The following is a 26,931-nucleotide window of genomic DNA, read 5'->3' as shown; positions in this document are numbered from 1 at the left end:
GCCATATACGCCCCCCTCGTGAAAGCGCGCACAAGCGCCACCTACGATAGGGGCCGTGCTGACCCCCTTCGCCTCCCTCGCCCAGCGCTGGACCCCGTCCCCCCGGACGCTCCGGCGCGCCGCGCTCTCCGCAGTCGTGATGAGCGTGCTCATCATCGTCACGGGCGGCGCGGTCCGGCTGACCGGTTCCGGCCTCGGCTGCGACACCTGGCCGAAGTGCACGGACGACAGCCTCATCGTGACGCCCGAGCAGGGCTACCGCGGTGCGATCGAGTTCGGCAACCGGATGCTGACGTACGTGCTGTCGGCAGCGGTGGGCTGGGCGATCGTCGCCGCCCGTTGCACCAAGCCCTGGCGGCGCGGGCTGACCCGGCTCGCCTGGGCCCAGTTCTGGATCGTCATGAGCAATGCCGTCCTCGGCGGCATCACCGTGTGGATGGGCCTCAACCCCTGGACGGTGGCCGGTCACTTCCTGGCCGCGAACTCCCTGCTCACGGTCGCCGTCATCACCTGGCACCGCACCGGTGAGGGCGACACGGCCCCCCGGCCGAGGGCCCCGCGCCCGGTCCGGAAGCTGTCCTGGGCGATCACGATCGTCTCCGCCCTGCTGATCGTGCTCGGCACGACGGTCACCGGCGCCGGCAAGCACGCCGGGGACAGCAGTGACGTCCCGCGCATGCCGTGGGACTGGACGAACGCCGCCCACGTCCACGCGATCGCCGCGTGGATCGTCTGTGGCCTCGCGCTCGCCATGTGGCTGGTCCTGCGGGTGGTGGACGCCCCGGACGACACCCGGAACCGCGCCCGCGACCTCCTGATCGTGCTGCTCCTCCAGGGCGGGATCGGTTACGTCCAGTACTTCACCGGGGTGCCCGAGCTGCTGGTGTCGGCCCACATGCTCGGCTCCTCGCTGATGTGGATCGCGGTGCTGCGGCTCGCCCTGAGCCTGCGCGAGCGCCCGCTCGCCACGCCGGGGATCCCCGCCCAGGCGGACCCGGAACTGGCCGCCAGGGCCTGACCCCGGTCCCGGCGCGCCCGGCCCCCGGCAGCCCTGGCGACTCCCGTCGGCCCTAACGGCTCCCCGCGAGCCGGTAGAGCCGGCGGGCGTTCTCCGCCGCGATCATCGCCGCGACCCGCCGGGCGTCCGTGCGGGACCAGGAACCGTCCGCGGTCCACTCGCCCAGCACGCGGCCGAGGGCCAGGCGGAGGGTGCTCGCCGCCACCACGTGCAGCTCGGGCAGTCCCCGTGCGCCGCTGGAGAACAGCAACTTGCCGAAGGGCGCCCGCTCCAGCACCTCGGCCAGGACCGCGGTCGCCCTGGCCCCGGTGTGGGCGAGGACGGGACCGAGATCGGCGTACACGTGCGGGTGGTGTCCGGTGAGGTGGGCCGCCGCCCGGTGCCGCGGATAGGCGTGCAGCAGGACGAGGGCGGCGCCGAGCCCCGTGGTGGCGGCGGCGAAGCCGGCGAGGGCGGCCGGGTCCTGGTCCCCCGTGTGCAGTTGGAGCGGGCGCCCGGCGGTGACCGCGATCCACAGCAGGTGGCGCAGCAGGACGGGGTCGGTCAGCCTGCCACCGGCCGGACGGCCGGCCAACCAGCGACCCGCGGCACCGCGCACCTCTCCGGGACCGGGCGGTGCGGGCGCACTCGCGAGGCCGCGGGGCACTCCCGCCGCGAAGGCCACGGCGAGGTCGGCGGCGCCGTGGACGGCCTCGGCGAGGTTGGCGAGGAAGGCCTCGACGGTCCCCGAGGTGTCGGCCACCTGCTCGGCGAGGGGTTCGAGCCGGACGATCTCGTGCGCCTCGGCGGCGCCCGCGGCCCCCAGCTCGGCGGGGGGCGTGAGGTCCCCGGCAAGCCCGGTGTCGACCAGATAGGTGGAGATGCCGGAGGCGCGCAGCAGACGGCGGCCCACTTCGGCGGCCCCGAGCTCCCGCCGGCGGGCCAGGTAGCGGGCGGGCGGGCAGTGGGGCTCCAAGCCGAGGAGCGGCGGGCACCAGCGGCGCACGGCGAAGCCGGTCTGGGTGTCGAAGAAGGTGGTGCCCGCGGCCGGCAGCACGGCCGCTCCGCCCAGTTGGGCACCGAGGTGGGCCTCGAACGTTCCGAGGCCGAGCTCCGTACGGAGCACCCCGTGGCAGTACTGGTCCACCAGACTCGGCGTGTCGATCATCTCGGGGGGCTCTCCCTGCCTGGACGCGTCTCCACACGTCCTAACGGGTGAGCCCCGCCCGAGGTTGTTGCCTCAGCGGTTGGAGGGGCCGCCGATCTGGATGCCGGCCATCCGGGTCCACTCGTACGGGCCGGTCTCCACCTTGGCGGCGAAGTCGCCGTCGAACTCCTCGTGGAGGGTCAGCCCCGCCTTCTCGGCGGCCTGCCGGGCGACGGCGTAGGTCGGCGCGACGAGGTCGCCCCAGCCGCCGTCGGTGCCGACCAGGACGATCCGGGTGCCCGCCTGGCCGATGTGCGCGAGGTGCCCCTCGGAGCCGCCGTGCTCCTTGGAGAAGGCCCGGATCTCCTTGGCCAGCTTGGCCGCCCTGCGCTCTTCGTGCTTCGTTTCTGCCATGACACGGATGCTACCGAGGGGTAGATCCACTGGCGACGGCCGGGCCGTGTGGGCTGTCCCACGTGACCCGGCCGTCGGCCTCCGCGCCTCAGATGAGCGCGCGTGCCGTCCTAGCGGAGGAAGGGGTCCACCGCGACGGCGACGAAGAGCAGCGACACATAGGTGATGGACCAGTGGAAGAGGCGCATCTCCTTGAGCTTGGCACCCGCCACCTCCGCCTTGGCGCGGTTCAGGAGCGCGTGCGCCTCCCAGAGCCACCAGCCGCCGGTGAGCAGCGCCACCGCGGTGTAGAACCAGCCCGTGTAACCCAGCGGGGTGAGCAGCAGGGAGACGGCGACCATGACCCAGCTGTAGACCACGATCTGCTTGGCGACGACCTTGTTGGAGGCCAGCACCGGAAGCATGGGGACGCCCGCGCGGGCGTAGTCGTCCTTCACCTTCATGGACAGCGGCCAGTAGTGCGGCGGCGTCCAGAAGAAGATGACCATGAAGAGGATGACGGCGGCCCAGGACATCGAATTGGTGACGGCCGACCAGCCGATGAGCACCGGGAGGCAGCCGGCGATGCCTCCCCAGACGATGTTCTGCGCGGTGCGCCGCTTCAGGATCATCGTGTAGACGACGACGTAGAAGAGGAGTGCGCCGAGGGAGAGCCAGGCGGAGAGCCAGTTGACGAGGAGGCCGAACCAGAGCGTGGAGACCACGGCGAGGGTGAGGCCGAAGACCAGGCCCTCCCGCGGCGACACCATGCCGGTGACCAGGGGACGCTGGGACGTGCGCTCCATCAGGGCGTCGATGTCCCGGTCGATGTACATGTTCAGCGCATTGGCGCCGCCCGCCGACAGGTAGCCGCCGAAACAGGTGGCGAGCACCAGCCAGAGGTTGGGCACGCCCTGCTCGGCGAGGAACATCACCGGAACGGTCGTGATGAGCAGCAGCTCGATGATCCGCGGCTTGGTCAGCGCCACGAATGCCTTGACGCGGGCCCCGAACGGCCGATGGCCCCCCGGGCTGGGAGTCAAGACGACCCCTGCGGGTCGGGACTCGACGGCCGTCACGCACACCCCTGACAGAGAAATTCCCAGCAAGCTCCCCGAGTGAAGACGGGGTAAAGCTTGCGCGTACCACGCCACTGTAGACGTTGCCCAGACGCCGATCTTCGCGGGGGTGGGGTCGTGTTGGAGGGGTACGTCCCAAGGGGTGGACGCGGTTCGGGGCCGCTCCGGGCGGCACTCGGGAGGCGAACGGCCGGATCCACCGGCACTCTTGCTGTGTCCCGTCATTTCTCCGCTCATTTGAGGGGCCAGGACACGAAAAGAGGGGCGTACGGCGGGGGTAGGCTCGACAACGCCGGTACACCCTCAGTCACCGGCTTCAGACATGTGGAGAGGAGCCCTGACCCAGGGTGAGCACTAAGCCGACCACCACAGACCTCGAGTGGACCGAATTGGACCAGCGGGCCGTTGACACCGCCCGCATCCTGGCCGCGGACGCCGTACAGAAGGTCGGCAACGGCCATCCCGGTACGGCGATGAGCCTTGCACCGGCCGCGTACACCCTCTTCCAGAAGGTGATGCGACACGACCCCGCCGACCCCGAGTGGGTCGGGCGGGACCGGTTCGTCCTCTCCGCCGGGCACTCGTCCCTGACCCTCTACACCCAGCTGTACCTGGGTGGTTTCGGTCTCGAACTGGACGACCTGAAGACCTTCCGCACCTGGGGCTCGAAGACCCCCGGTCACCCGGAGTACGGCCACACCGCCGGTGTCGAGACGACCACGGGCCCGCTGGGTCAGGGCGTCGCCAACGCCGTGGGCATGGCGATGGCGGCCCGCTTCGAGCGCGGTCTGTTCGACCCGGAGGCCGCTCCGGGCGCCTCCCCGTTCGACCACCGGGTCTACGTGATCGCCGGTGACGGCTGCCTGCAGGAGGGCATCTCCGCAGAGGCCTCCTCGCTCGCCGGTCACCAGAAGCTCGGCAACCTGGTCCTGCTGTGGGACGACAACCACATCTCGATCGAGGGCGACACCGAGACGGCCGTGTCCGAGGACACGATGAAGCGGTACGAGGCGTACGGCTGGCACGTCCAGCGCGTGGAGCCGAAGTCCAACGGCGACCTGGACCCGGCCGCGCTGTACGCGGCGATCCGCGCCGCCGAGGCCGAGACCGAGCGTCCGTCGTTCATCGCGATGCGTTCGATCATCGCCTGGCCCGCCCCGAACGCGCAGAACACCGAGGCCGCACACGGCTCGGCGCTCGGCAACGAGGAGATCGCGGCCACCAAGCGAGTCCTGGGCTTCGACCCGGAGCAGACCTTCGAGGTCGGCGACGAGGTCATCGCGCACACCCGTGCGCTCGGTGACCGCGGGCGCGAGGCCCGTGCCGCGTGGGAGAAGCAGCTCGCCGAATGGCGTACGGCCAACCCGGAGCGCGCGGCGGAGTTCGACCGCATCCAGGCGAACGAGTTGCCGGCCGGTTGGGCCGAGAAGCTCCCGGTCTTCGAGCCCGGCAAGGGCGTCGCCACCCGTGCCGCCTCGGGGCAGGTGCTCAAGGCGCTGGGCGCGGTCATCCCGGAGCTCTGGGGCGGCTCGGCCGACCTCGCCGGCTCGAACAACACGACGATCGACAAGGACTCGTCGTTCCTGCCCGAGGGCAACCCGCTGCCGGAGGCCGACCCGTACGGCCGCACCATCCACTTCGGCATCCGCGAGCACTCCATGGCCGCGGAGATGAACGGCATCGCCCTGCACGGCAACACGCGCATCTACGGCGGCACCTTCCTGGTGTTCTCCGACTACATGCGCAACGCGGTGCGACTGTCCGCGCTGATGCACCTGCCCGTGACGTACGTCTGGACCCACGACTCGATCGGTCTGGGCGAGGACGGCCCGACCCACCAGCCGGTGGAGCACCTGGCTTCGCTGCGCGCGATCCCGGGCCTGAACGTGGTCCGGCCGGCCGACGCCAACGAGACGGCGCTCGCCTGGCGCGAGATCATGCAGCGCCACACGCGGGTGTTCGGCAAGGGTGCCCCGCACGGCCTCGCGCTCACCCGCCAGGGCGTGCCGACGTACGCGCCGAACGAGGACGCCGTCAAGGGCGGCTACGTGCTCTTCGACGCCGAGGGCGGCGACGCGCAGGTCGTGCTGATCGCGACCGGTTCCGAGGTGCACCTGGCCGTCGAGGCCCGCGAGCAGCTCCAGGCCGCCGGCGTTCCGACCCGTGTGGTCTCGATGCCGTCCGTGGAGTGGTTCGAGGAGCAGGACCAGGCGTACAAGGACTCGGTCCTGCCGCCGTCGGTCAGGGCCCGGGTCGCGGTCGAGGCCGGCATCGGCCTGACCTGGCACCGGTACGTCGGCGATGCCGGCCGGATCGTCTCGCTGGAGCACTTCGGCGCCTCGGCGGACGCGAAGGTCCTGTTCCGCGAGTTCGGCTTCACGCCGGAGGCGATCGTCGCCGCCGCGCGGGAATCGCTCGACGCCGCCGCGCGCTGACGCCCCTAGTTACGACTCTCTGGAGATGCAATTCTCATGACAGACGCTCTCAAGCGCCTCTCCGACGAAGGCGTCGCGATCTGGCTGGACGACCTCTCGCGCAAGCGGATCACGTCCGGCAACCTGGCCGAGCTGATCGACCAGAGCCACGTGGTCGGCGTGACCACGAACCCGTCGATCTTCCAGAAGGCCATCTCTTCGGGTGACGGTTACGAGCAGCAGCTCGTCGACCTCGCCGCCCGCAAGGTGACCGTCGACGAGGCCATCCGCATGATCACGACGGCGGACGTCCGCGACGCCGCCGACATCCTGCGGCCGGTCTTCGAGGCGACGGACGGCCAGGACGGCCGGGTCTCCATCGAGGTCGACCCCCGTCTCGCCCACGAGACGACGGCCACCATCGCCGAGGCGAAGCAGCTCGCCTGGCTGGTGGACCGTCCCAACACCCTCATCAAGATCCCGGCCACCAAGGCGGGACTGCCGGCGATCACCGAGGTCATCGGCCTCGGCATCAGCGTCAACGTCACGCTGATCTTCTCGCTGGAGCGCTACCGCGCCGTCATGGACGCCTACCTGGCGGGCCTGGAGAAGGCCCGCGAGCGCGGCCTCGACCTCTCCAAGATCCACTCGGTGGCCTCCTTCTTCGTCTCCCGCGTGGACACGGAGATCGACAAGCGCCTGGACGGCATCGGCACCGACGAGGCCGCGGCGCTCAAGGGCAAGGCCGCCCTGGCCAACGCCCGTCTGGCGTACGAGGCCTACGAAGAGGTCTTCTCGGACTCCTCGGAGCGCTGGGCCGCCCTGGACCGGGCCCAGGCCAACAAGCAGCGTCCGCTGTGGGCCTCGACCGGCGTCAAGGACCCGGCGTACAAGGACACCCTGTACGTCGTGGACCTGGTCGCCCCGGGCACGGTGAACACCATGCCCGAGGCCACCCTGGAGGCCACCGCCGACCACGGCGAGGTCACCGGTGACACCATCCGCGGCACCTACGACTCCTCCCGCGAGGTGCTGGAGGCCGTCGCGAAGCTGGGCATCAGCTACGACGACGTCGTCCAGCTCCTGGAGGACGAGGGCGTCGAGAAGTTCGAGGCGTCCTGGAACGACCTGCTCGGGTCCACCGAGGCGGAGCTCGCGCGCCGCGTACCTTCGGAGGCATAAGCACTGTGAGTGCAGTCCACGGAGCCAACCCGCTCCGTGACGCCGCAGACCGACGGCTCCCGCGCATCGCGGGGCCGTCGGGTCTGGTGATCTTCGGCGTCACGGGCGATTTGTCCCGTAAGAAGCTGATGCCCGCCGTCTACGACCTGGCCAATCGCGGCCTGTTGCCGCCGGGCTTCTCGCTCGTCGGCTTCGCCCGGCGCGAGTGGCAGGACGAGGACTTCGCCCAAGAGGTCCACGACGCCGTCAAGCAGCACGCCCGCACCCCGTTCCGGGAGGAGGTGTGGCAGCAGCTGATCCAAGGCATGCGCTTCGTCCAGGGCGACTTCGACGACGACAACGCCTTCGAACAGCTCAAGTCCACCATCGAGGAGCTGGACAAGGCCCAGGGCACCGGGGGCAACTTCGCCTTCTACCTGTCCGTGCCGCCGAAGTTCTTCCCCCTCGTCGTCCAGCAGCTCAAGAAGCACGGGCTGGCCGACCAGGAGAACGGCTCGTGGCGTCGCGCCGTCATCGAGAAGCCCTTCGGCCACGACCTGGTCTCCGCCAAGGAGCTGAACGAGGTCGTCCACGAGGTGTTCCCGCCCGATGCGGTCTTCCGGATCGACCACTACCTCGGCAAGGAGACCGTCCAGAACATCCTGGCGCTCCGCTTCGCCAACACGCTCTTCGAGCCGATCTGGAACCGGTCGTACGTCGACCACGTGCAGATCACCATGGCCGAGGACATCGGCATCGGGGGCCGTGCGGGCTACTACGACGGCATCGGCGCCGCCCGCGACGTCATCCAGAACCACCTGCTGCAGCTGCTCGCGCTGACCGCGATGGAGGAGCCCGCCTCCTTCGACGCCGATGCGCTGGCCGCGGAGAAGACCAAGGTCCTCGGAGCCGTGAAGCTGCCCAAGGACCTGGGCGAGTCCACGGTCCGCGGCCAGTACGCGGCCGGCTGGCAGGGCGGCGAGAGGGCCGTCGGCTACCTCCAGGAAGACGGCATCGACCCCCAGTCGAAGACCGACACCTACGCGGCCATCAAACTGGAGATCGACAACCGCCGCTGGGCGGGCGTCCCCTTCTACCTGCGGACCGGCAAGCGCCTGGGCCGCAGGGTCACCGAGATCGCAGTGGTCTTCCAGCGGGCCCCGCACTCCCCCTTCGACCACACCGCGACCGAGGAGCTCGGCCGCAACGCCATCGTGATCCGCGTCCAGCCGGACGAGGGCGTCACGGTGCGGTTCGGTTCGAAGGTGCCGGGCACGCAGATGGAGATCCGGGACGTGTCGATGGACTTCGCGTACGGCGAGTCCTTCACGGAATCGAGCCCCGAGGCCTACGAACGGCTCATCCTCGACGTCCTGCTCGGCGACTCCAACCTCTTCCCGCGGGTCGAGGAGGTCGAGCTGTCCTGGAAGATCCTCGACCCGATCGAGCAGTTCTGGGACGCGCACGGCAAGCCCGCGCAGTACGAGTCCGGGACCTGGGGTCCCGTCGAGGCGGACGAGATGCTCGCACGAGACGGCAGGAGCTGGCGCCGGCCATGAAGACCGACCTGACGGACACCACGTCCTCCAAGATCAACAAGGCGCTGGTGCTCGGGCGGCGGGCGATCGGCACCCCGGCCGTCGGCATGGTGCTCACCCTCGTCATCGTCACCGACGAGGAGAACGCCTACGACGCGCTGAAGGCGGCCAACGAGGCGTCCCGCGAGCACCCCTCGCGGACCCTCGTCGTCATCAAGCGGGTCTCGCGCTCCCCGCGGGACCGTTCCAAGGCACGACTCGACGCCGAGGTCCGTCTCGGCGCCGATGCCAGCACCGGCGAAACGGTGGTGCTGCGGTTGTACGGCGAGGTCGTCGACCACGCCCAGTCGGTGGTGCTCCCGCTGCTCCTCCCGGACGCCCCCGTGGTCGTCTGGTGGCCGGTGAACGCACCGACCGACCCGGCGAACGACCCGCTGGGGGCGCTCGCCCAGCGCCGGGTGACCGACACCTACGCCGCCGAGCAGCCCATCCAGGAACTGACCGCGCGCGCGGACGCCTACACCCCGGGCGACACGGACCTGTCCTGGACCCGGATCACCCCGTGGCGTTCGATGCTCGCCGCTGCGCTCGACCAGGTCGTGTGCGAGGTCACCTCGGCGGTGGTGGAGGGCGAGGAGTTCAATCCGAGCGTCGAACTGCTCGCGATGTGGCTGGCGGGCCGGCTGGAGGTACCGGTCCGGCGCTCGAAGTCGACGGGCCCCGGCCTCACCTCCGTACGGCTGGAGACCAATGCCGGCCCGATCGTGCTGGACCGTCCGGACGGCTCCCTCGCGACGCTGTCCATCCAGGGGCAGCCGGACCGCGCCGTGGCGCTCAAGCGCCGCGAGACGGCCGAACTGATCGCAGAGGAACTGCGCCGGCTCGACCCGGACGACACCTATGCGACGGCGCTCAAGTTCGGTCTCGACCGACTTGCCGAGGAGGCGGCCACCACCGCCCCCGAACCCGTCGCGGAGGCAGTGGAGGCAGCGGAGGCAGCGGAGGAGACGCCCGCGGAGCCGGCGCCCGCCGCCGCCAAGCGCACGAAGAAGGCCCCGGCCAAGAAGGCGGCGGCCACATGAGCACTCCCCAGCTGGTGGTCCACCGCGACAAGGAGCTGATGGCCGAGGCCGCCGCGGCCCGACTGATCACGAAGATCGTGGACGCCCAGGCCTCCCGCGGCTCCGCCTCGGTGGTGCTGACCGGTGGCCGCAACGGCAACGGGCTGCTCGCGGCGCTGCGTTCGGCGCCCGCCCGGGACGCGATCGACTGGTCGCGGCTCGACCTGTGGTGGGGCGACGAGCGCTACCTCCCCGAGGGGGACCCGGAGCGCAACGTCACCCAGGCCCGCGAGGCGCTGCTCGACGGCGTCCCGGTGGACCCCGCGCGGGTGCACGCGATGCCGGCGTCGGACGGCCCGCACGGCAGCGACGTCGATGCCGCCGCAGCCGCGTACGCGGCGGAACTGCTGGCCGCGGCCGGGCCCGGTGACCACGCCGGAGTGCCCACCTTCGACGTCCTGATGCTGGGCGTCGGTCCGGACACCCACGTGGCCTCGCTCTTCCCGGAACTGCCGGCGGTCCACGAGACCGAGCGGACGGTGGTGGGGGTGCACGGCGCACCGAAGCCGCCGCCGGTCAGGATCTCGTTGACCCTCCCCGCGATCCGGGCGGCGAAGGAGGTCTGGCTGCTCGCGGCCGGAGAGGACAAGGCGACGGCGGCGGCCGTCGCGCTGTCCGGCGCGGGCGAGCTGCAGGCCCCCGCAGCGGGCGCCCGGGGCCGCTCCCGGACGCTGTGGCTGCTGGACGCGGCAGCCGCGTCCAAGCTGCCGCGGAGCCTGTACCCGCCGGCCTCGGCCTGAGGCCGCCTCACGGAGGCCCGGTCCCCCCTCCCCCCGACTTCGTCCGGGGGGACTGCTGGGACCGGGCCTCCGGTACGCCCACGGGCTCCAGGAACGGCGCGAGGAGATCGGGTACGGCTCCGGCCGCGAAGGCCAGGCCTTCACCCACGCCCACGTCGATGACCTCGTACGCCCCCTCGCCCGCCGCCGTCGTGGCGGTGATCGTCAGCAGGCCGGCGCGGCGCTGGAAGTACGACTGCTTCACGGTCCAGCCGATGACTCCGGAGCGCTGGAGGACGGTCGTGGTCCGCCGGAGCGTTCCCGAACGGGTCACCAGATAGGCGCCGCTGACACCGTGTCCGAGGGCGCGGTGGGCATCGAGGGCACCGAGCACCGCGAGCGGGGTGAGGACGACGGCGCAGCCGGCCGCCACGTACAGCAGGAACGGGGCGAGGACCTGGCCGAGGAGCGCGAGGACCGCGACCGGGCCGAGGACCCCCGCCAGGGCCCGGCGCAGCCGTCGGGTGCGGGCGGCCCGGGGATGGGCGGTGAGCGGTGCCCCGGTGGGCGGTTCCGGCTCGCGCAGGATCTGGCCGGCGACCCGGTCGGCAACGGCCCGCTCCACCGGTGGCACGAGGTTCTTGAGCTCGGCGTGCTTGTCGTCGGCGCTCTGGACGAGCCCGGTGGCGACGGCGTCGACCCGGGCGGCCCCGCACATCCGGACGCCGAGCGGCTCGACGAGCTCGACACCGCGCAGCCTGCGCTCCTCCAGGGAGACCGAGCGGGTGGTGAGGAGGCCCCGGGAGACCCTGAGGGTGCCGCCGGGCTCGCGTTCGAGGCGGTAGTTCCACCAGGTCTCGGCCCAGAGCGCGAGCGCCCCGACCGCGCCGACCGCGGTGGCGAGCAGGATCAGGTCGACGACGATCCAGGTCGCGGAGACGTCCTGGAACCGGTCCCCCATCCAGTCGACGAGCTCGGCCTGGGCCCCGAACCACTCACTGACCTGCAGGACGGCACCGACCGCAGCACCGCCGAACGCGGGGGCGAGGAAGGAGACCGGCGCATAGCGGATCCAGCGCGGGTCGAGCGTGGCCAGGGCATCGTCCCGGTCGGACTCCGTGGCGGCGGCGCGGGCGAGCAGCGCACGTCGGAGGCGCTCGCCCTCGGCGCGGGTGACCAGGTCGAGTTCGAGGGTGGACTCCCCGCCGCCGGTGTGCTCTCCGGTGCCGATCCGGACCTTGACCAGGCCGAGGAGGCGCTGGAGGGGGTTGGCCGTGAGGTCCGCGCTGCGGATGCGGTCGCGGGCGAGCGAACGGCGCTGGACCACAAGAAAGCCGGTGTGGAGTTCGACCCGCTCGGGGCCGACGCGGTAGCGGGTGCGGCGGAGCCGGAGGGCCTCGGCGACGACGTCGGCCGCGAGGACCAGCAGGACCGCGCCGAAGACCCAGCCGAAGGCCTGCCGCGCTGGCCGTGAACCGGCGAGCCCGAAGGCGACGGGGAGCCCTGCGCCGAGGAGGACGCCGGCGAAGAGGACCCCTCGGACGAGGACGGTGCGGGGGTCGAGGCGTGACCACTGCTGCTCCTCGTCCTGCCGCGGGCCCCGCCCTCCCCTCACGTGGCGTCCCCGGGGGTGGCCTGGGTGATCAGGGTCAGCCGCTCGGCGAGGGCGGCGGCCAGGTCGTGGTCGAGGCCCGCGATCCTGATGGCGCCCTTGGAGGAGGCGGTGGTCACGGTGACGGTGGCCAACCGGAAGAGCTGCTCCAGCGGTCCCCGCGAGGTGTCGACGGTCTGGATCCGCGACATGGGAGCGATCCGCCACTCCTGCCAGAGCGCTCCGGTGCGCACGTAGACGGCGTCGTCGGTCACCTCCCAGCGGTGCACCCGGAACCACCAGGCGGGGAAGAACGCGGCACCGGCGAGACCCAGGACCGCCGCGGCCCCGGCCGCGAACGGCAGCCAGGCACCGACCGGCCCGAGGAACGCACGGAGGACGACGAGGACCGCCACCGGCACGGCGGCGGCCACCAGCAGTCGGCTCCGCCACCAGGCGACGGCCCGCTGGTCCACGGCGTTCCTGGGCGGCCTCAGCCGCACCGCGTTCTCCCCCGTCACGCGGTTACCGTCCGCGCAGCGAGCGGTAGGTCGACACGAGTCCTGCGGTGGAGCTGTCGAGCTGCTCGGCGCCCTCGCCCTCCGTCAGGACGGGCTCGATCCGCTTCGCGAGGACCTTGCCGAGCTCGACGCCCCACTGGTCGAAGGAGTCGATGTTCCAGACGGCGCCCTGGACGAAGACCTTGTGCTCGTAGAGCGCGATCAGCTGGCCGAGGACGGACGGGGTGAGCGATTCGGCCAGGATCGTGGTGGTCGGGTGGTTCCCCCGGAAGGTCTTGTGCGGGACGAGGTCCTCGGCGACCCCTTCGGCCCGCACTTCCTCGGGCGTCTTGCCGAAGGCGAGTGCCTGGGTCTGCGCGAAGAAGTTGGCCATGAGCAGGTCGTGCTGGGCCACGAGGGCGGGCGACAGGTCGTCGACGGGACGGGCGAAGCCGATGAAGTCGGCCGGGATGACCTTGGTGCCCTGGTGGATCAACTGGTAGTAGGCGTGCTGCCCGTTGGTGCCGGGGGTGCCCCAGACGACCGGGCCGGTCTGCCAGTCGACCCGGTGGCCCTGACGGTCCACCGACTTGCCGTTGGACTCCATGTCGAGCTGCTGGAGGTAGGCGGTGAACTTGGACAGGTAGTGGGAGTACGGCAGGACGGCGTGCGACTGGGCGTCGAAGAAGGCGCCGTACCAGATGCCGAGGAGTCCGAGCAGGAGCGGCGCGTTCTCCTCCGGCGGGGCGGTGCGGAAGTGCTCGTCGACGAGGTGGAAGCCGTCGAGCATCTCGCGGAACCGGCCCGGGCCGATGGCGATCATCAGGGAGAGCCCGATGGCGGAGTCGTAGGAGTACCGGCCGCCGACCCAGTCCCAGAACTCGAACATGTGCGTGGTGTCGATGCCGAACTCCTCGACCTTCTCGGCATTGGTCGAGAGGGCCACGAAGTGCTTGGCGACGGCCTCCTGGCCGGCCCCGAGCCCGCTGAGGAGCCAGTCGCGGGCAGAGGTGGCGTTGGTGATCGTCTCGATCGTGGTGAAGGTCTTGGAGGCGACGACGAAGAGCGTCTCGGCCGGGTCGAGGTCGCGGACGGCCTCGTGGAGGTCGGCGCCGTCCACATTGGAAACGAAACGGAACGTCAGGTCGCGCTGGGTGTAGGAGCGCAGCACCTCGTACGCCATGGCGGGGCCCAGGTCGGAGCCGCCGATGCCGATGTTCACGACGTTCTTGACGGGCCGTCCGGTGTGACCGGTCCACTCGCCCGCACGGACCGTGTCGGCGAAGGCGCCCATCTTGTCGAGCACGGCGTGGACGCCGGGCACCACGTTCTCCCCGTCGACCTCGACGACGGCTCCGCGGGGCGCGCGCAGTGCGGTGTGGAGGACGGCACGGTCCTCGGTGGTGTTGATCTTCTCGCCGCGGAACATGGCGTCGCGGAGCTCGGCGACACCGGTGGCGGTGGCCAGTTCGCGCAGCAGGGTCAGCGTCTCGTCGGTGACGAGGTGCTTGGAGTAGTCCAGGTGGAGGTCGCCGACCCGCAGGACGTGATCGGTGCCGCGCGCCGGCTCGGCGGCGAACAGTTCGCGCAGGTGGGTCTCGCCCAGCTGCTCGCGGTGCTTGCCGAGGGCCGCCCACTCGGGCAGCCGGTTGAGCCTGTTACGACCTTCGCTTGTCATGTCGGACATCGCCCACTTCTTCTCGTACTGCTTGTCTGCCCCGCTGCATCCCCCAACTTAATTGATCAGAGGGGTCGGCGACGCGACGGCGAGCACGAACGGGGACGCGGCGAGAAGCGACGGAAGGAGGCGTTCCGGGGTGGGGCGCCCCTCGGTCGGGTGCCGCTGCCCGTTCCTGCCCGGGCGGGGCGGCCACGGCCGCACCGCCCCTCGGAGCGTCCGCCGGCGAAGCGCGAACGGGCCTTGCCCGCGAATCGAGTTCGCGGGCAAGGCCCGTTCGTCACACCGTCACACCACGCTCAGATCTCGCCCCGCAGCTTGGCGAGCGCCTCGGCGAGGATCGCCTCGCCGTCCGCATCGCTGCGCCGCTCGCGCACATAGGCGAGGTGGGTCTTGTACGGCTCCGTGCGCGGCGGGTCCGGCGGGTTGTCCCGGTCCTGGCCCGCCGGGAAGCCGCAGCGCGGGCAGTCCCAGGTGTCCGGGACCGCTGCGTCACTGGCGAAGCTCGGCTGTGTCTCGTGCCCGTTCGAGCACCAGAAGGAGATGCGGAGGCGCGGTGCCGACTCGCCCCGCTCGGCCTCCCCCATCGGCCCCGCTCCGACCCGGCTTCCCCGGATCGCGTTGCCACTTGCCACGGTCGTAACTCCCTGCGTGATGGTGCTCGAAGATGCCCCAGTCTACGTAAGGCCCAACGCGCGTCCAGTGATTGGAGTTACCCGTCCAACTTCATCAGCAGGCCGAGTACCACAATGCAGGCGAACCAGAGCAGACCGACCACGACCGTGATCCGGTCAAGGTTTCGCTCGGCGACCGAGGAGCCACCGACGGAGGACTGCATGCCGCCACCGAACATGTCGGAGAGGCCGCCGCCCTTCCCCTTGTGCATGAGCACAAGCAGCATCAGCAGTGCGCTGAAGACGATCAGGGCGATCGAGAACCCCATAACCACGGCTGGACCAACTTCCTCGGACTGATACGGACGGGGGCCGGGCGCCTGCCCGACCCCCGCAAGGGTACGACGGAACTCCGCTACCGCATACTCACTGGTCGCGGAAGCGCACGATCTTGACGAACTCGTCGGCGTCGAGCGCCGCGCCGCCCACCAGGGCGCCGTCGACGTCGGGCTGCGCCATGATCGCGGCGACGTTGCCGGACTTGACCGAGCCGCCGTACTGGATGCGGACCTTGTCGGCCAGCTCCTGCGAGTACAGCTCCGCGAGGCGCCCGCGGATCGCCCCGCAGACCTCCTGGGCGTCGTCGGGGGTGGCGACCTCGCCGGTGCCGATGGCCCACACCGGCTCGTAGGCGATCACGATCGACTCGGCCTGCTCGGCCGGGACGTCCTTCAGCCCGCCGTCGATCTGGGCGAGGGTGTGCTCGACCTGGTTGCCCGCCTTGCGGACGTCCAGACCCTCGCCGACGCAGAGGATCGGGGTGATGCCGTGCTTGAAGGCGGCCTTCACCTTGGCGTTGCAGACCTCGTCGGTCTCGGCGTGGTACTGGCGGCGCTCGGAGTGGCCGACGGCGACGTAGGCGCACTTCAGCTTGGAGAGCATCGAGCCCGAGACCTCGCCGGTGTAGGCACCGGAGTCGTGCGCCGAGATGTCCTGGGCGCCGTACTTGATCTTGAGCTTGTCACCGTCGACCAGGGTCTGGACGGACCTCAGGTCGGTGAAGGGGACCAGGACCGCGACCTCACAGGCGTCGTGGTCCTTCTCCGTCAGGGCGAAGGCGAGCTTCTGGACGTGGGCGATGGCCTCGAGGTGGTTGAGGTTCATCTTCCAGTTGCCCGCCATCAGCGGGGTGCGGGTGCTCATCAGGGGGTCAGTCCTCCAGTGCGACGAGGCCGGGGAGCTGCTTGCCCTCGAGGTATTCGAGGGAGGCGCCGCCGCCGGTCGAGATGTGGCCGAATGCCTTTTCGTCGAAGCCCAGGATGCGGACGGCCGCGGCGGAGTCGCCACCGCCCACCACCGTGAAGGCCGGGGAATCGACGAGCGCCTGGGCAACGGCCTTGGTGCCCTCGGCGTAGTCGGGGTGCTCGAAGACGCCCATCGGACCGTTCCAGAAGACGGTGCCGGCGTCGGCGAGCTTCGAGGCGTAGAGCTTACGGGTCTCCGGACCGATGTCCAGGCCCTCCTCGTCGGAGGGGATGGCGTCCGCGGCGACCGTGGTCGGGTTCGCCGGAGCCTTGGTCTTCAGGTCGGGGAACGCGGGCGCGACCAGGACGTCGACGGGGAGCACGAACTCCACGCCGAGCTCCTTGGCCCGTTCCAGGTACCCCAGGACTGCCGGGACCTGGTCCTCCTGGAGCAGCGAGATGCCGACCTCGTGGCCCTGGGCCTTGAGGAAGGTGTACGCCATGCCGCCGCCGATGAGGATGCGGTCGGCCTTCTCCAGCAGGTGGTCGATCACGCCGAGCTTGTCGGAGACCTTGGCGCCGCCGAGCACGACCGCGTACGGCCGCTGGACGTCCTCGGTGAGCTTCTTCAGGACGCCGACCTCGGTGGCGATGAGGTAGCCGGCGGCGTGCGGAAGGCGCTTCGGGAGGTCGAAGACCGAGGCGTGCTTGCGGTGCACGGCGCCGAAGCCGTCGCCGACGTACAGGTCGGCGAGGGCCGCCAGCTGGTCCGCGAAGGCAGCGCGCTCGGCGTCGTCCTTGGAGGTCTCGCCGGCGTTGAAGCGGAGGTTCTCGACCACGGCCACCTGACCGTCGGCGAGGCCCGCGACGGTCGCCCTGGCCGAGTCGCCGACCGTGTCGGTCGCGAAGGCCACCTCGGTGCCGAGCAGTTCACCGAGGCGCACCGCCGCCGGGGCGAGCGAGAACGCCGGGTCCGGAGCGCCCTTGGGGCGGCCCAGGTGCGAGGCGACCACCACGCGTGCACCGGCGTCGGCGAGCGCCTTGACGGTGGGGACGACGGCACGGATGCGGCCGTCGTCGGTGATGGTGGTGCCGTCGAGCGGCACGTTGAGGTCGGCGCGCACGAACACGCGCTTGCCTTCGACGCCCTCGTGGAGGAGCTCGTCGATCGTCTTCATCTGTTAACAGACTCCTTGGTACGCGGTGGAGCACACAAACAGGGCTCGCACAGCGCGGCGTTGCGCTGCCCGAGCCCTGCTCACATCGAAAGCCCGCCCTGAAGCTTAGAGCTGGCCGCCGACGAAGACGGTGAGGTCGACGAGACGGTTGGAGTAGCCCCACTCGTTGTCGTACCAGCCGAGGATCTTGACCGTGTTGCCTTCCTGGACCATCGTCAGGGAGGCGTCGAAGGTGCAGGACGCCGGGTCGCTGACGATGTCCGAGGAGACGATCGGGTCCTCGGTGTAGAACAGGATGCCCTTGAGGTCGCCGTCCTCGGCGGCCTTCTTGAACGCGGCGTTGACCTCGTCCTTGGTGACCTCGCGGTCGAGGGTGACGACCAGGTCGGTGGCGGAGCCGGTCGGAACCGGGACGCGCATGGCGATGCCGTCCAGCTTGCCCTTGAGCTGCGGGAGGACCAGGGCGGTGGCCTTGGCGGCGCCCGTCGTGGTCGGGATGATGTTCTCCGCGGCGGCGCGGGCGCGGCGCAGGTCCTTGTGCGGGAAGTCCAGGATGCGCTGGTCGTTGGTGTACGCGTGGACCGTGGTCATCAGGCCCTTGACGATGCCGAAGTTCTCGTCGAGGACCTTCGCCATCGGCGCGACGCAGTTGGTGGTGCAGGAAGCGTTCGAGATGACGTGGTGCTGCGCCGCGTCGTACTTGTCCTGGTTGACGCCCATGACGATGGTGATGTCCTCGTCACTGGCCGGAGCCGAGATGAGGACCTTCTTGGCACCACCGGCGATGTGCTTCTCGGCGTCCGCCTTCTTGGTGAAGATGCCGGTCGACTCGATGACGATGTCGACGCCCAGCTCGCCCCAGGGGATGTCGGCCGGGTTGCGCTCGGAGAGCACCTTGATGGTGTGGCCGTCGACGGTGATGGTGTCGGCGGTGTGGGTCACCTCGGCCTTGAGGCGACCCAGGATGGTGTCGTACTTCAACAGGTGTGCCGTGGTCGCGGTGTCACCCAGGTCGTTGACAGCCACGATCTCGATGTCAGCACCCTGCTCAAGGAGCGCGCGGAAGTAGTTTCGACCGATGCGGCCAAAGCCGTTGATGCCTACGCGGATCGTCACGAACCGATCTCCTCGTTAGGAACGCCGGAGTATCGACGCCGGCGAGATTTTTGTTTTTTGGGATGTCCCCGACCGCTTACGACCCTACCTCCCCCGACGTCCCGGAGTGACATCGAGCTCATCCGCAAGAGCCCGGAAAGTGAGGAAAAACGGCCGACGGCCCGTACCTACCAACGGGTACGGGCCGTCGTGGGACCTTTGTCCCGACTACGCTCCGTCAGCGCCGGAGCACCCCGAGGGCGCGGCCGAGGAGCCGTGCCCGCTCCTTCGCGCCGGGCACGTGCTCCAGGCCGTAGCCGAGGAGGACGGTGTCACGGGTGGTGACTGCGGCCCCGGAGTGGAAGAGCGCCGCGGAGCGCGTCCAGTCGGAGCCGTTGCCGGGGCTGCCGGCCGGTGCGCCCGGTACGGACCAGACGCCGAGGGAGGTCTCGAAGCCCTCCGTCTCGACGGTGGCGCCGGTGACGAGCCGGATGTCGTCGACGAAGGCGCCCATCCCCCCGGTACCGGGATCGGAGACGTAGGAGAGCGCCAGCTCCACCTTCTTGCCGGCCCAGGCGCTCAGGTCGACGGAGGCCTGCTGCCAGCCGTTGGAGGAGCCGGTGAAGGCGTTCCAGGAGCCGGTGGTTCCGGTGGTGGTGCACTCCTCCTGGCCGACGGTGAGGTAGTGGGCGAGGAAGGGGTGGCCGCGGACGTAGTAGCCCTCGCCGCAGTCGGCCGGCGGCGCGGCGGAGGTACCGCCGTTGGCGTCGGGCAGGGTCGTCCAGTCGTCCTGGCCGACGGTGTGGGCTTCGACGACGAGGTTGTCGTAGCCGGGCTCGGTGTCATGGCTGACCTGGAAGTCCAGTCGCGGCGTCGAGGCGGCGTCGACCCCGGTGAGGTCCACGGTCCTGGCGAGCCGGGCCCAGGTGTCGTCGCTGTGCTTGACGGCCGCGAAGGCCGAGCCCTCGGCGGGCTCGAAGGGGGTGCGGACGCCCGGGTAGTCCCCCGCGGAGGCGCTGCTCGCGAACTGGGGGAACTCCTTCGGCCCCAGCGTGTCCGAGGTGACGGTGTACGCCCCCGCGTTGTCCAGCGGGTTGTCGGGGGCGGCGGCGAGGGTCGCGCCGATGCCCGCGAAGGCGCCCGCACCGGCGAACGAGGAGGGACCCTTGAGGCCCGCGCGGTGGTAGGCACCCAGGTAGTACTGGGCGAAGTCGTTGGACTCCGCCCGTCCGATCCGGGTGGACCCACCGGCCTCCTCGCCGGCGTTGATCAGCTTGCCGCCCTCGTTGAGGTAGGCGCGCACGGCGAGCTGGGTGGCCCCGGAGGGGCGCTCGGCGCCGTTGTACCAGACCACGGTGCGGAAGTGGGACAGCACCCCGAGGGCGTCCGGGGCGCCTTGGGTGGCGACGTCCCAGACGGCGGACCGGCGACCGTTGTCGGCGAGCGCCTTCACATAGGCGGCGCTGTGCCGGGCGGCGGTGGTGCCGCCCTCGTCGGCGAGGACGAGCACGTCCCCGCGGGGCCGTTCCGCCACCGTGTAGCCGAAGGGGGCGGAGGCGGTGGCGCGCCCCTCGCGGGTGCGGGCGGTGAACCAGACCTCGACCGCGTCTCCGGGCCGGGCTCCCTCGACCGCCGCGCGGTACTCGTCGAAGTAGAGGTTGTCCTCGCCGCCGAAGGTCTCGCCCCCCTTCCACGCCTCCAGCCGCTCGCTGTGGGTGCGTCCGCCGTTGATCCGGTACTTCAGGGTCTTGGCGCGCAGCGAAGCACGGGCGGTGACGGCGACCTCCTGCTCCTCGCCGCGGGCGTAGGAGGTGGTGAAGGTCTTCGGGGTGAAGTCGGGGGCTTCGGTGCCGACCGGGGAGACCGGCCGGTCCGGGTGGGCGGCGGACTCGGCGACCGCGAGTGCGAACGGGACGTTCTTGGCGAACTCGGCCTGGATCAGCTTCTCGTCGTCCGGGAAGGTGAAGACGGAGGCGCAGTCGGCCGGTTCCCAGGCGTCGTCCGGGTCGACCCGGGAAGCGGTGGCGCAGGTGGACATCTCCGGGGTGAACATCTGCATCCCGTTGACGTTGGCGGCGTGTCCGTCCGCTTCGCCGTTGGTGATGTAGAGCTCGGAGGAGACCTGTGGGCGGTAGCCGGGCACGGCGGAGTTCTGCGGGGTGCCGGCGAGGGCCCTGAGGGCCACGTCGTCGGGGGTGTCGGTGGCGACCTGCCAGCCGACGCCGTACAGCAGGAGCTGCGCGGCCGAGTGGTAGTTGATGCCGTACGAGAAGCCGATGCGCTTCTGGAAGGCGTCGAGGGCCCGGGTCTCGGGCTCCGACATGGGGCCCTTGCCGCGGAAGGTCTCGTCGGCCGGGTCCGGAGAGGAACCCTCGTTGTCATAACCCCACTTGTAGGCGAAGTTGCGGTTGAGGTCGACGCCGTCGCCCGTTCCGATCCGCCCGTCGCCGTTGTTGTCACGGAGGTTCTTGCGCCACTGCCGGTTGGCGGGATCGGCATGGGTGAAGTCGTAGCCGTCCGGATTGGCGGAGAGCACGAACCACAACTCGGTGGAGTCGACGATCCGGGTGATTCGCTCGTCCTCGCCGTAGCCGTCGAGGTAGTGGTGCATCAGCCGCCGGGTCATCTCGGGGGTGATCCACTCACGGGCGTGCTGGTTGGACATGTACAGCGTGGCGGGTTTCGAGCCGTCCTTGACGCGTCGGGCGTTCTTGGTCAGCTTCAGCGCCAGGATGTCCTGCCCCCGGACGGTCTTGCCGAGCGAGACGACCTTGGTGAGCCCCGGATGGGCCCGGGCCGTGTCCAGGATCTCCTGCTTGAGCCCGTGGGGGCCGCCGTAGGGGCGGAAGACGCCGTCCCCGGCCGCGGCGAGCCGCCGCTCGGCACGGGCATCGATCCGGTGCTCGGTGACGTCGACGCCCCGGCCCCGCAACTGGCCGGCCTGCTGGTCGGTCAGGAAGAGCTCGACCGTCGCGGAGCCCTTCGCGGGGACCTGCTCGGTCAGTTCGTGGGCATCCGCGCCGGCCTCGAGGAGCAGCGGCACCTGTGCCGCGGTGACCTCGGCGTGCCACACGGAGAGGACGTCGCCGCCGTCCCGGTCGTTCGGCTGCGCGCCGGCGGCGGGTGTTGCCACCGCTCCTGCGATCAGCAGTGAAGCCGCTGCGAGGATCGATCTCGCCCTGCGTCTCATGAGCCCCCCTTGCTGTTGTCTGTCACGAAGGCGAACAGACGCCAGGCTGTTGGGCGCCCATGGGCCTGTCAAGGGCGCCTCGCAGGGGGCGTGAAAAAGCTGCCGGTGCCTCAGGAAGGCACCGGCAGCACGGAGTTGAGAGTTCCGCAGAGCGGAGGAAGGATCAGCCGACGAGGCTGTCGTCGAGCTCCTCCGTCAGGTTGGACTCGGTTCCGGGGATGCCCAGGTCCTGCGCCCGCTTGTCGGCCATGGCCAGGAGGCGACGGATCCGGCCGGCCACCGCGTCCTTGGTGAGCGGCGGGTCGGCGAGCGCGCCCAGCTCCTCCAGGGAGGCCTGCTTGTGCTCCATGCGCAACCGTCCGGCGGCGGCGAGGTGCTCGGGCACCTCCTCGCCGAGGATCTCCAGGGCACGCTGCACCCGGGCACCGGCCGCGACCGCGGCGCGCGCCGAGCGGCGCAGGTTGGCGTCGTCGAAGTTGGCCAGGCGGTTGGCGGTGGCACGGACCTCGCGCCGCATCCTCCGCTCCTCCCAGGCGAGCACCGACTCGTGCGCGCCGAGCCGGGTGAGCAGGGCGCCGATCGCGTCGCCGTCGCGGACGACGACCCGGTCCACGCCCCGCACCTCGCGGGCCTTCGCGGCGATGGAGAGCCGGCGGGCGGCTCCGACCAGGGCGAGGGCGGCTTCCGGTCCCGGGCAGGTGACCTCCAGGGAAGAGGAACGACCGGGCTCGGTCAGCGAGCCGTGCGCGAGGAAGGCGCCCCGCCAGGCCGCCTCGGCATCGCAGGTGGCCCCGGAGACCACCTGCGGGGGCAGCCCGCGGATGGGGCGCCCCCGGCCGTCCACGAGACCCGTCTGGCGGGCCAGCTGATCGCCTCCGGCCACCACCCGCACCACGAAGCGAGAGCCGCGCCGAAGCCCACCGGGAGCCATCACGATCAGTTCGGAGCTGTGGCCGAAGATCTCCAGGATGTCCCGCTTGAGCCGGCGGGCCGCCATCGCGGTGTCGAGCTCTGCCTCGATCACGATGCGGCCGCTCACCAGGTGCAGCCCGCCCGCGAACCGCAGGATCGACGAGACCTCTGCCTTCCTGCAGCAGGTCCGGGTGACGGGGAGCCGGGAGATCTCGTCCTTCACCGCTGCCGTCATCGCCATGGGCCGATCCTTCCATGCATCCGAAAAATACGGTCGTACGCGGCGGCCAACAGCTCCGGATCGTGCTTCGCGGAGCCGTCGGGCCTGGCCACCGGCGCCAGCTCGACCGCGGCACCGAGCCGCTTGGCGGCATCGGCGAGTGACTCGCGGTCGGGCACGGCGGCGGCATCGGCCAGCACCACGTCCAGGGCGAGTTTAGGGGCGTGTCGTCCCAAAACCTCCAAATGACGCTGCGGGGAGAAGCCCTCGGTTTCTCCGGGCTGCGGCGCGAGGTTCAGTGAGAGCACTTTCCGGGCCTTGGTCTCGATCAGGGCGTCGAGGAGCTCGGGGACCAAGAGGTGCGGGATCACGGAGGAGAACCAGGAACCGGGGCCGAGCACCACCCAGTCCGCGTCGAGCACGGCCGCGACCGCCTCGGGCACGGCCGGCGGGTCGTGCGGCACGAGGTGCACGGACTGCACTTCGCCGGGGGTGAGGGCCACGGTCGCCTGGCCCCGGACGGTGTCCACGTCGTCCGGGCGCTCCGGGTCGTGGCCCTTGACCAGGGCCTGGAGCTCCAGTGGCACGGCGGACATGGGGAGCACCCGGCCGTGGGCGCCGAGCAGCCGGCCCACCAGGTCGAGGGCCTGGACGGGATCGCCGAGCTGCTCCCAGAGGGCGACGATCAGCAGGTTGCCGACGGCGTGACCGCCCATGTCGCCCTTGGACTGGAAGCGGTGCTGGATCACCCGGGCCCAGGTCTGTCCCCAGTCGTCGTCGCCGCAGAGCGCGGCGAGCGCCTTCCGCAGGTCGCCCGGGGGCAGCACGCCCAGCTCCTCCCGGAGCCGACCGCTGGAGCCCCCGTCGTCCGCGACGGTGACGACGGCCGTGAGGTCTCCGGTGATGCGGCGGAGCGCGGCGAGGGAGGCCGACAGGCCCATGCCGCCACCGAGGGCGACCACCTTGGGCTGGGCGCCGCGCCTGCGGAGCGTACGCCGCACCGAGAGGGTGGACGTACGCCGACGGTACGGCTTCACTCGCGCCCCATGTCCCGGTGCACGACGACGGTCTCGACCCCTTCGGCGGCGAGGCGGGCGGCGAGGCGCTCGGCCGTGGCCACGGAGCGGTGCTTGCCGCCGGTGCATCCCACGGCGATGGTCACGTACCGCTTGCCCTCGCGGCGGTAGCCCGCGGCGATCAGCTGGAGCAGCTCGGTGTAGCGGTCCAGGAACTCCTTGGCGCCGGGCTGGTTGTAGACGTAGTTCGAGACCTCTTCGTTGAGCCCGGTGAAGGGCCGCAGCTCGGGGACCCAGTGCGGGTTCGGCAGGAAGCGCATGTCGACGACGAGGTCCGCGTCGACCGGCAGGCCGTACTTGAAGCCGAAGGACATGACGGTGGCCCTGAGCTCCGGCTCCTCGTCACCGGCGAACTGGGCGTCCATCTTGGCGCGCAGTTCGTGGACGTTGAGGCTGGAGGTGTCGATCACCAGGTCGGCGTCGCCGCGCAGCTCGCGCAGCAGGTCGCGCTCGGCGGCGATGCCGTCGGTGATCCGTCCGTCGCCCTGGAGCGGATGCGGCCGGCGGACCGACTCGAAGCGTCGGACGAGGGCCTCGTCGGACGACTCCAGGAAGACGATCCGGCGGGTGACCTGCTTGGCGTCCAGGTCGGCGAGGGATTCCCGGAGGTTGTCGAAGAACTGCCGGCCGCGGACGTCCACGACGACGGCGATCCGGGCGACGTTGCCCTGGGAACGGGCGCCGAGTTCCACCATGGTGGGGATCAACGCGGGCGGCAGGTTGTCCACGACGAACCAGCCGAGGTCCTCCAGGCACTTCGCCGCGGTGGACCGGCCCGCTCCGGACATGCCGGAGATGATCACCAGCTCGGGAATGGCCGCCTCGGCGCCGTTGTCGCCGGGGGTCTCCTTCGTGCCCGTACTCACGTGTCCTGCTCCGTCTTCTCGGTGGTGCTCGTGGTGCGCGTCATGCTGCGGTTCGTGCTGCTCGTGGGCGCTCATGCCGTACCGCCCTCGTCGTCTTCCATGATCTCTCCTGTCGCCGTGTTCACGGCGGGAGCGGTCGGGGACGCCTCGGCGAGGGCCGTGACGACCGCCTCCGCGGTCTTCCGGCCCATGCCGGGGACCTCGCAGATCTGCTCGATTGTCGCCTGCCGGAGCCGCTTCACCGAGCCGAAATGCTTGATCAAGGTCTGCTTCCGCGTTTCGCCGAGGCCGGGGACGGCGTCCAGGGGGCTGGTACGGATGCGTTTCGTCCGCTTGGACCGCTGGTAGCGGATGGCGAAGTCGTGAGCCGTGTCACGGACCCGCTGCAGGAGGTAGAGCCCCTCGCTGGAGCGGGGCAGCACCACCGGATCGTCCTCACCGGGGAGCCAGACCTCCTCCAGGCGCTTGGCGAGGCCACAGACCGCGACGTCGTCGATGCCGAGCTCGTCGAGGGCGCGGCGGGCCGCGGCCACCTGTGGCTGCCCGCCGTCGACGACGACGAGCTGCGGGGGGTACGCGAAGCGCCTGGGCCGCCCGTCGTCCCGGGCGTCCTCCGCGGGGACCTCGCCGCCGGACGGCCCCTCCCCGTCGGTCGGATCACCCCACTCCCCCGTCCGGTCCTTCTCGGCGAGGTAGCGCCTGAAGCGGCGGCTGACGACCTCGTGCATGGACCGGACGTCGTCCTGGCCCTCGCCGTGCCAGAGCTGTACGTCTCCGGCGCGCCCCTTGATCTGGAAGCGGCGGTACTCGCTCTTGCGGGGCAGTCCGTCCTCGAAGACCACCATCGAGGCGACGACGTCGTCGCCCTGGAGGTGGGAGATGTCGAAGCACTCGATCCGCAGGGGCGCGGAGTCCAGGTCCAGCGCCTCGGCGATCTCCTCCAGGGCCCGGGAGCGGGTGGTCAGGTCGCTGGCCCGCTTGGTCTTGTGCAGCACCAGCGCCTGCTGGGCATTGCGCGCGACGGTCTCCATCAGGTCCTTCTTGTCGCCGCGCTGCGGAACCCGCAGGGAGACCAGGGACCCGCGACGCCCGGAGAGCCAGGCGGAGACGGCACCGGCGTCCTCGGGGAGCGCCGGGACCAGCACCTCCTTGGGGACCGCGTCGCCGTTCTCCTCGCCGTACAGCTGCTGGAGCGCGTGTTCGACGAGCCCCGCCGTGCTCACGGCCTCGACCTTGTCGGTGACCCAGCCGCGCTGGCCCCGGACGCGTCCGCCGCGCACGTGGAAGATCTGCACGGCCGCTTCCAGCTCGTCCTCGGCGAGGGCGATCAGGTCGGCGTCGGTGGCGTCGCCGAGGACCACCGCGCTCTTCTCCATGGCGCGCCGCAGGGCGTCCATGTCGTCGCGGAGCCGGGCGGCCTTCTCGTACTCCATGTCCTCGGCCGCGATCATCATCTGCTTCTCCAGCCGGCGCAGGTGCGTGCCGGTACGACCCGCCATGAAGTCGCAGAACTCCTCGGCCAGTTCGCGGTGCTCCTCGGGTGCGATCCGGCCGACGCAGGGCGCCGAACACTTGTCGATGTAGCCGAGGAGGCAGGGGCGGCCGGCCGCCGCGGCGTTCCGGAACACGCCCGCGGAGCAGGTCCGCACCGGGAAGACCCGGAGCATCAGGTCGACGGTCTCGCGGATCGCCCACGCGTGCGCGTACGGCCCGAAGTAGCGCACGCCCTTCTTCTTGTGCCCGCGGAGGACCTGGACGCGCGGGAACTCCTCGTTCATGGTGACCGCGAGGTACGGGTAGCTCTTGTCGTCCCGGTACTTGACGTTGAACCGGGGGTCGTACTCCTTGATCCAGGAGTACTCCAGCTGGAGCGCCTCGACCTCGGTGGACACCACGGTCCACTCCACGGAGGCGGCGGTCGTCACCATGGTGGCGGTGCGCGGGTGCAGGTTCACGAGCGGCTGGAAGTAGTTGGCCAGCCGCTGGCGCAACGACTTCGCCTTCCCCACGTAGATCACCCGGCGGTGCTCGTCGCGGAACTTGTAGACCCCCGGGGAGTCGGGGATCTGACCCGGCTTGGGGCGGTAGCTGGAGGGGTCTGCCATGCTCACCACCCTACTGGCGGTGACCGACACCCCGGGCGGGCACGCGCACGGGCGCAACGGCCCCGGTCCACGGCACCGTCCGGGCCGCTGGCC

Annotated in this window: 22 protein-coding genes; 6 read left to right on the top strand and 16 right to left on the bottom strand. The window is 70.9% G+C overall.

What is annotated here, in order from left to right; translation table 11 throughout:
* Positions 1-46 precede the first annotated feature (46 nt).
* The gene (locus tag ACFW22_RS01090; protein WP_386397099.1) at positions 47-1,018 is read left to right on the top strand and encodes a heme A synthase; all 972 of its coding nucleotides are present in this window, start codon (positions 47-49) and stop codon (positions 1,016-1,018) included.
* A 52-nt stretch (positions 1,019-1,070) separates the two neighbouring features.
* Here the strand turns inward: ACFW22_RS01090 and ACFW22_RS01085 are convergent, their stop codons facing one another.
* The 3 genes from ACFW22_RS01085 to ACFW22_RS01075 all read right to left on the bottom strand — a co-directional run bounded on the left by ACFW22_RS01085 (position 1,071) and on the right by ACFW22_RS01075 (position 3,616).
* Positions 1,071-2,165 carry an amidohydrolase family protein gene (locus ACFW22_RS01085; protein WP_386396966.1) on the bottom strand — a complete coding sequence of 365 codons (1,095 nt, stop codon included), beginning with the start codon at positions 2,163-2,165 and terminating at the stop codon, positions 1,071-1,073.
* A 72-nt stretch (positions 2,166-2,237) separates the two neighbouring features.
* Positions 2,238-2,558 carry a hypothetical protein gene (locus ACFW22_RS01080; protein WP_386396964.1) on the bottom strand — a complete coding sequence of 107 codons (321 nt, stop codon included), beginning with the start codon at positions 2,556-2,558 and terminating at the stop codon, positions 2,238-2,240.
* Positions 2,559-2,668: 110 nt separating this feature from the next.
* Positions 2,669-3,616 carry a heme o synthase gene (locus tag ACFW22_RS01075; RefSeq protein WP_386396961.1) on the bottom strand — a complete coding sequence of 316 codons (948 nt, stop codon included), beginning with the start codon at positions 3,614-3,616 and terminating at the stop codon, positions 2,669-2,671.
* Positions 3,617-3,963: 347 nt separating this feature from the next.
* On the opposite strand from ACFW22_RS01075, the gene tkt reads away from it, so the two are divergent.
* Genes tkt through pgl form a run of 5 tightly spaced genes read left to right on the top strand, consistent with a single transcriptional unit; the run spans position 3,964 to position 10,590 of the window.
* Entirely contained in the window at positions 3,964-6,051 is a 2,088-nt protein-coding gene (gene tkt, locus ACFW22_RS01070; RefSeq protein WP_386396958.1) for a transketolase, read from the top strand.
* Positions 6,052-6,087: 36 nt separating this feature from the next.
* Entirely contained in the window at positions 6,088-7,212 is a 1,125-nt protein-coding gene (gene tal, locus ACFW22_RS01065; protein WP_386396955.1) for a transaldolase, read from the top strand.
* 5 nt (positions 7,213-7,217) lie between these two features.
* Positions 7,218-8,750, top strand: a complete 1,533-nt coding sequence (gene zwf / locus ACFW22_RS01060) for a glucose-6-phosphate dehydrogenase (protein WP_386396952.1) — start codon at positions 7,218-7,220, stop codon at positions 8,748-8,750.
* Complete coding sequence (opcA, locus tag ACFW22_RS01055; protein ID WP_386396949.1) at positions 8,747-9,811, top strand: glucose-6-phosphate dehydrogenase assembly protein OpcA; 1,065 nt, start codon at positions 8,747-8,749, stop codon at positions 9,809-9,811. Before zwf ends, opcA begins: the two co-directional genes overlap by 4 nt.
* Complete coding sequence (gene pgl / locus ACFW22_RS01050) at positions 9,808-10,590, top strand: 6-phosphogluconolactonase (protein WP_386396946.1); 783 nt, start codon at positions 9,808-9,810, stop codon at positions 10,588-10,590. Before opcA ends, pgl begins: the two co-directional genes overlap by 4 nt.
* Positions 10,591-10,597: 7 nt before the next feature.
* Here pgl and ACFW22_RS01045 read toward each other — a convergent pair whose 3' ends face one another.
* The 13 genes from ACFW22_RS01045 to uvrC form a co-directional block, all read right to left on the bottom strand.
* Positions 10,598-12,184: a PH domain-containing protein gene (locus ACFW22_RS01045; RefSeq protein WP_386396943.1), complete on the bottom strand. Its 1,587-nt coding sequence runs from the start codon at positions 12,182-12,184 to the stop codon at positions 10,598-10,600.
* Positions 12,181-12,681, bottom strand: a complete 501-nt coding sequence (locus tag ACFW22_RS01040) for a PH domain-containing protein (protein WP_386396940.1) — start codon at positions 12,679-12,681, stop codon at positions 12,181-12,183. Before ACFW22_RS01040 ends, ACFW22_RS01045 begins: the two co-directional genes overlap by 4 nt.
* Positions 12,682-12,685: 4 nt before the next feature.
* On the bottom strand, positions 12,686-14,347 hold the full coding sequence (gene pgi / locus ACFW22_RS01035; protein ID WP_386396937.1) for a glucose-6-phosphate isomerase: 1,662 nt from the start codon (positions 14,345-14,347) through the stop codon (positions 12,686-12,688).
* 290 nt (positions 14,348-14,637) lie between these two features.
* On the bottom strand, positions 14,638-14,973 hold the full coding sequence (locus ACFW22_RS01030) for an RNA polymerase-binding protein RbpA (protein WP_078908267.1): 336 nt from the start codon (positions 14,971-14,973) through the stop codon (positions 14,638-14,640).
* A 77-nt stretch (positions 14,974-15,050) separates the two neighbouring features.
* Positions 15,051-15,281, bottom strand: a complete 231-nt coding sequence (gene secG, locus ACFW22_RS01025; protein ID WP_030205174.1) for a preprotein translocase subunit SecG — start codon at positions 15,279-15,281, stop codon at positions 15,051-15,053.
* A gap of 97 nt (positions 15,282-15,378) precedes the next feature.
* Positions 15,379-16,155, bottom strand: a complete 777-nt coding sequence (gene tpiA, locus ACFW22_RS01020; protein WP_386396934.1) for a triose-phosphate isomerase — start codon at positions 16,153-16,155, stop codon at positions 15,379-15,381.
* 7 nt (positions 16,156-16,162) lie between these two features.
* On the bottom strand, positions 16,163-17,374 hold the full coding sequence (locus tag ACFW22_RS01015) for a phosphoglycerate kinase (RefSeq protein WP_386396931.1): 1,212 nt from the start codon (positions 17,372-17,374) through the stop codon (positions 16,163-16,165).
* 105 nt (positions 17,375-17,479) lie between these two features.
* Positions 17,480-18,490 (bottom strand): type I glyceraldehyde-3-phosphate dehydrogenase, encoded by a 1,011-nt coding sequence (gene gap, locus ACFW22_RS01010; RefSeq protein WP_386396928.1) that lies wholly within the window; start codon positions 18,488-18,490, stop codon positions 17,480-17,482.
* 217 nt (positions 18,491-18,707) lie between these two features.
* Positions 18,708-21,659 (bottom strand): M14 family zinc carboxypeptidase, encoded by a 2,952-nt coding sequence (locus tag ACFW22_RS01005; RefSeq protein WP_386396925.1) that lies wholly within the window; start codon positions 21,657-21,659, stop codon positions 18,708-18,710.
* 163 nt (positions 21,660-21,822) lie between these two features.
* The gene (gene whiA, locus ACFW22_RS01000; RefSeq protein WP_030205188.1) at positions 21,823-22,812 is read right to left on the bottom strand and encodes a DNA-binding protein WhiA; all 990 of its coding nucleotides are present in this window, start codon (positions 22,810-22,812) and stop codon (positions 21,823-21,825) included.
* Positions 22,803-23,936 carry a uridine diphosphate-N-acetylglucosamine-binding protein YvcK gene (yvcK, locus tag ACFW22_RS00995; protein ID WP_384885037.1) on the bottom strand — a complete coding sequence of 378 codons (1,134 nt, stop codon included), beginning with the start codon at positions 23,934-23,936 and terminating at the stop codon, positions 22,803-22,805. Before yvcK ends, whiA begins: the two co-directional genes overlap by 10 nt.
* Complete coding sequence (rapZ, locus tag ACFW22_RS00990) at positions 23,825-24,808, bottom strand: RNase adapter RapZ (protein ID WP_386396920.1); 984 nt, start codon at positions 24,806-24,808, stop codon at positions 23,825-23,827. The genes yvcK and rapZ overlap by 112 nt, the downstream gene beginning before the upstream one ends.
* Positions 24,805-26,838 (bottom strand): excinuclease ABC subunit UvrC, encoded by a 2,034-nt coding sequence (gene uvrC / locus ACFW22_RS00985; protein ID WP_386396918.1) that lies wholly within the window; start codon positions 26,836-26,838, stop codon positions 24,805-24,807. Before uvrC ends, rapZ begins: the two co-directional genes overlap by 4 nt.
* Positions 26,839-26,931 lie beyond the last annotated feature (93 nt).

The organism is Streptomyces sp. NPDC058872 (assembly GCF_042743065.1).
Taxonomy (GTDB): domain Bacteria; phylum Actinomycetota; class Actinomycetes; order Streptomycetales; family Streptomycetaceae; genus Streptomyces.
This window is presented reverse-complemented; position numbering and strand designations above follow the sequence as displayed.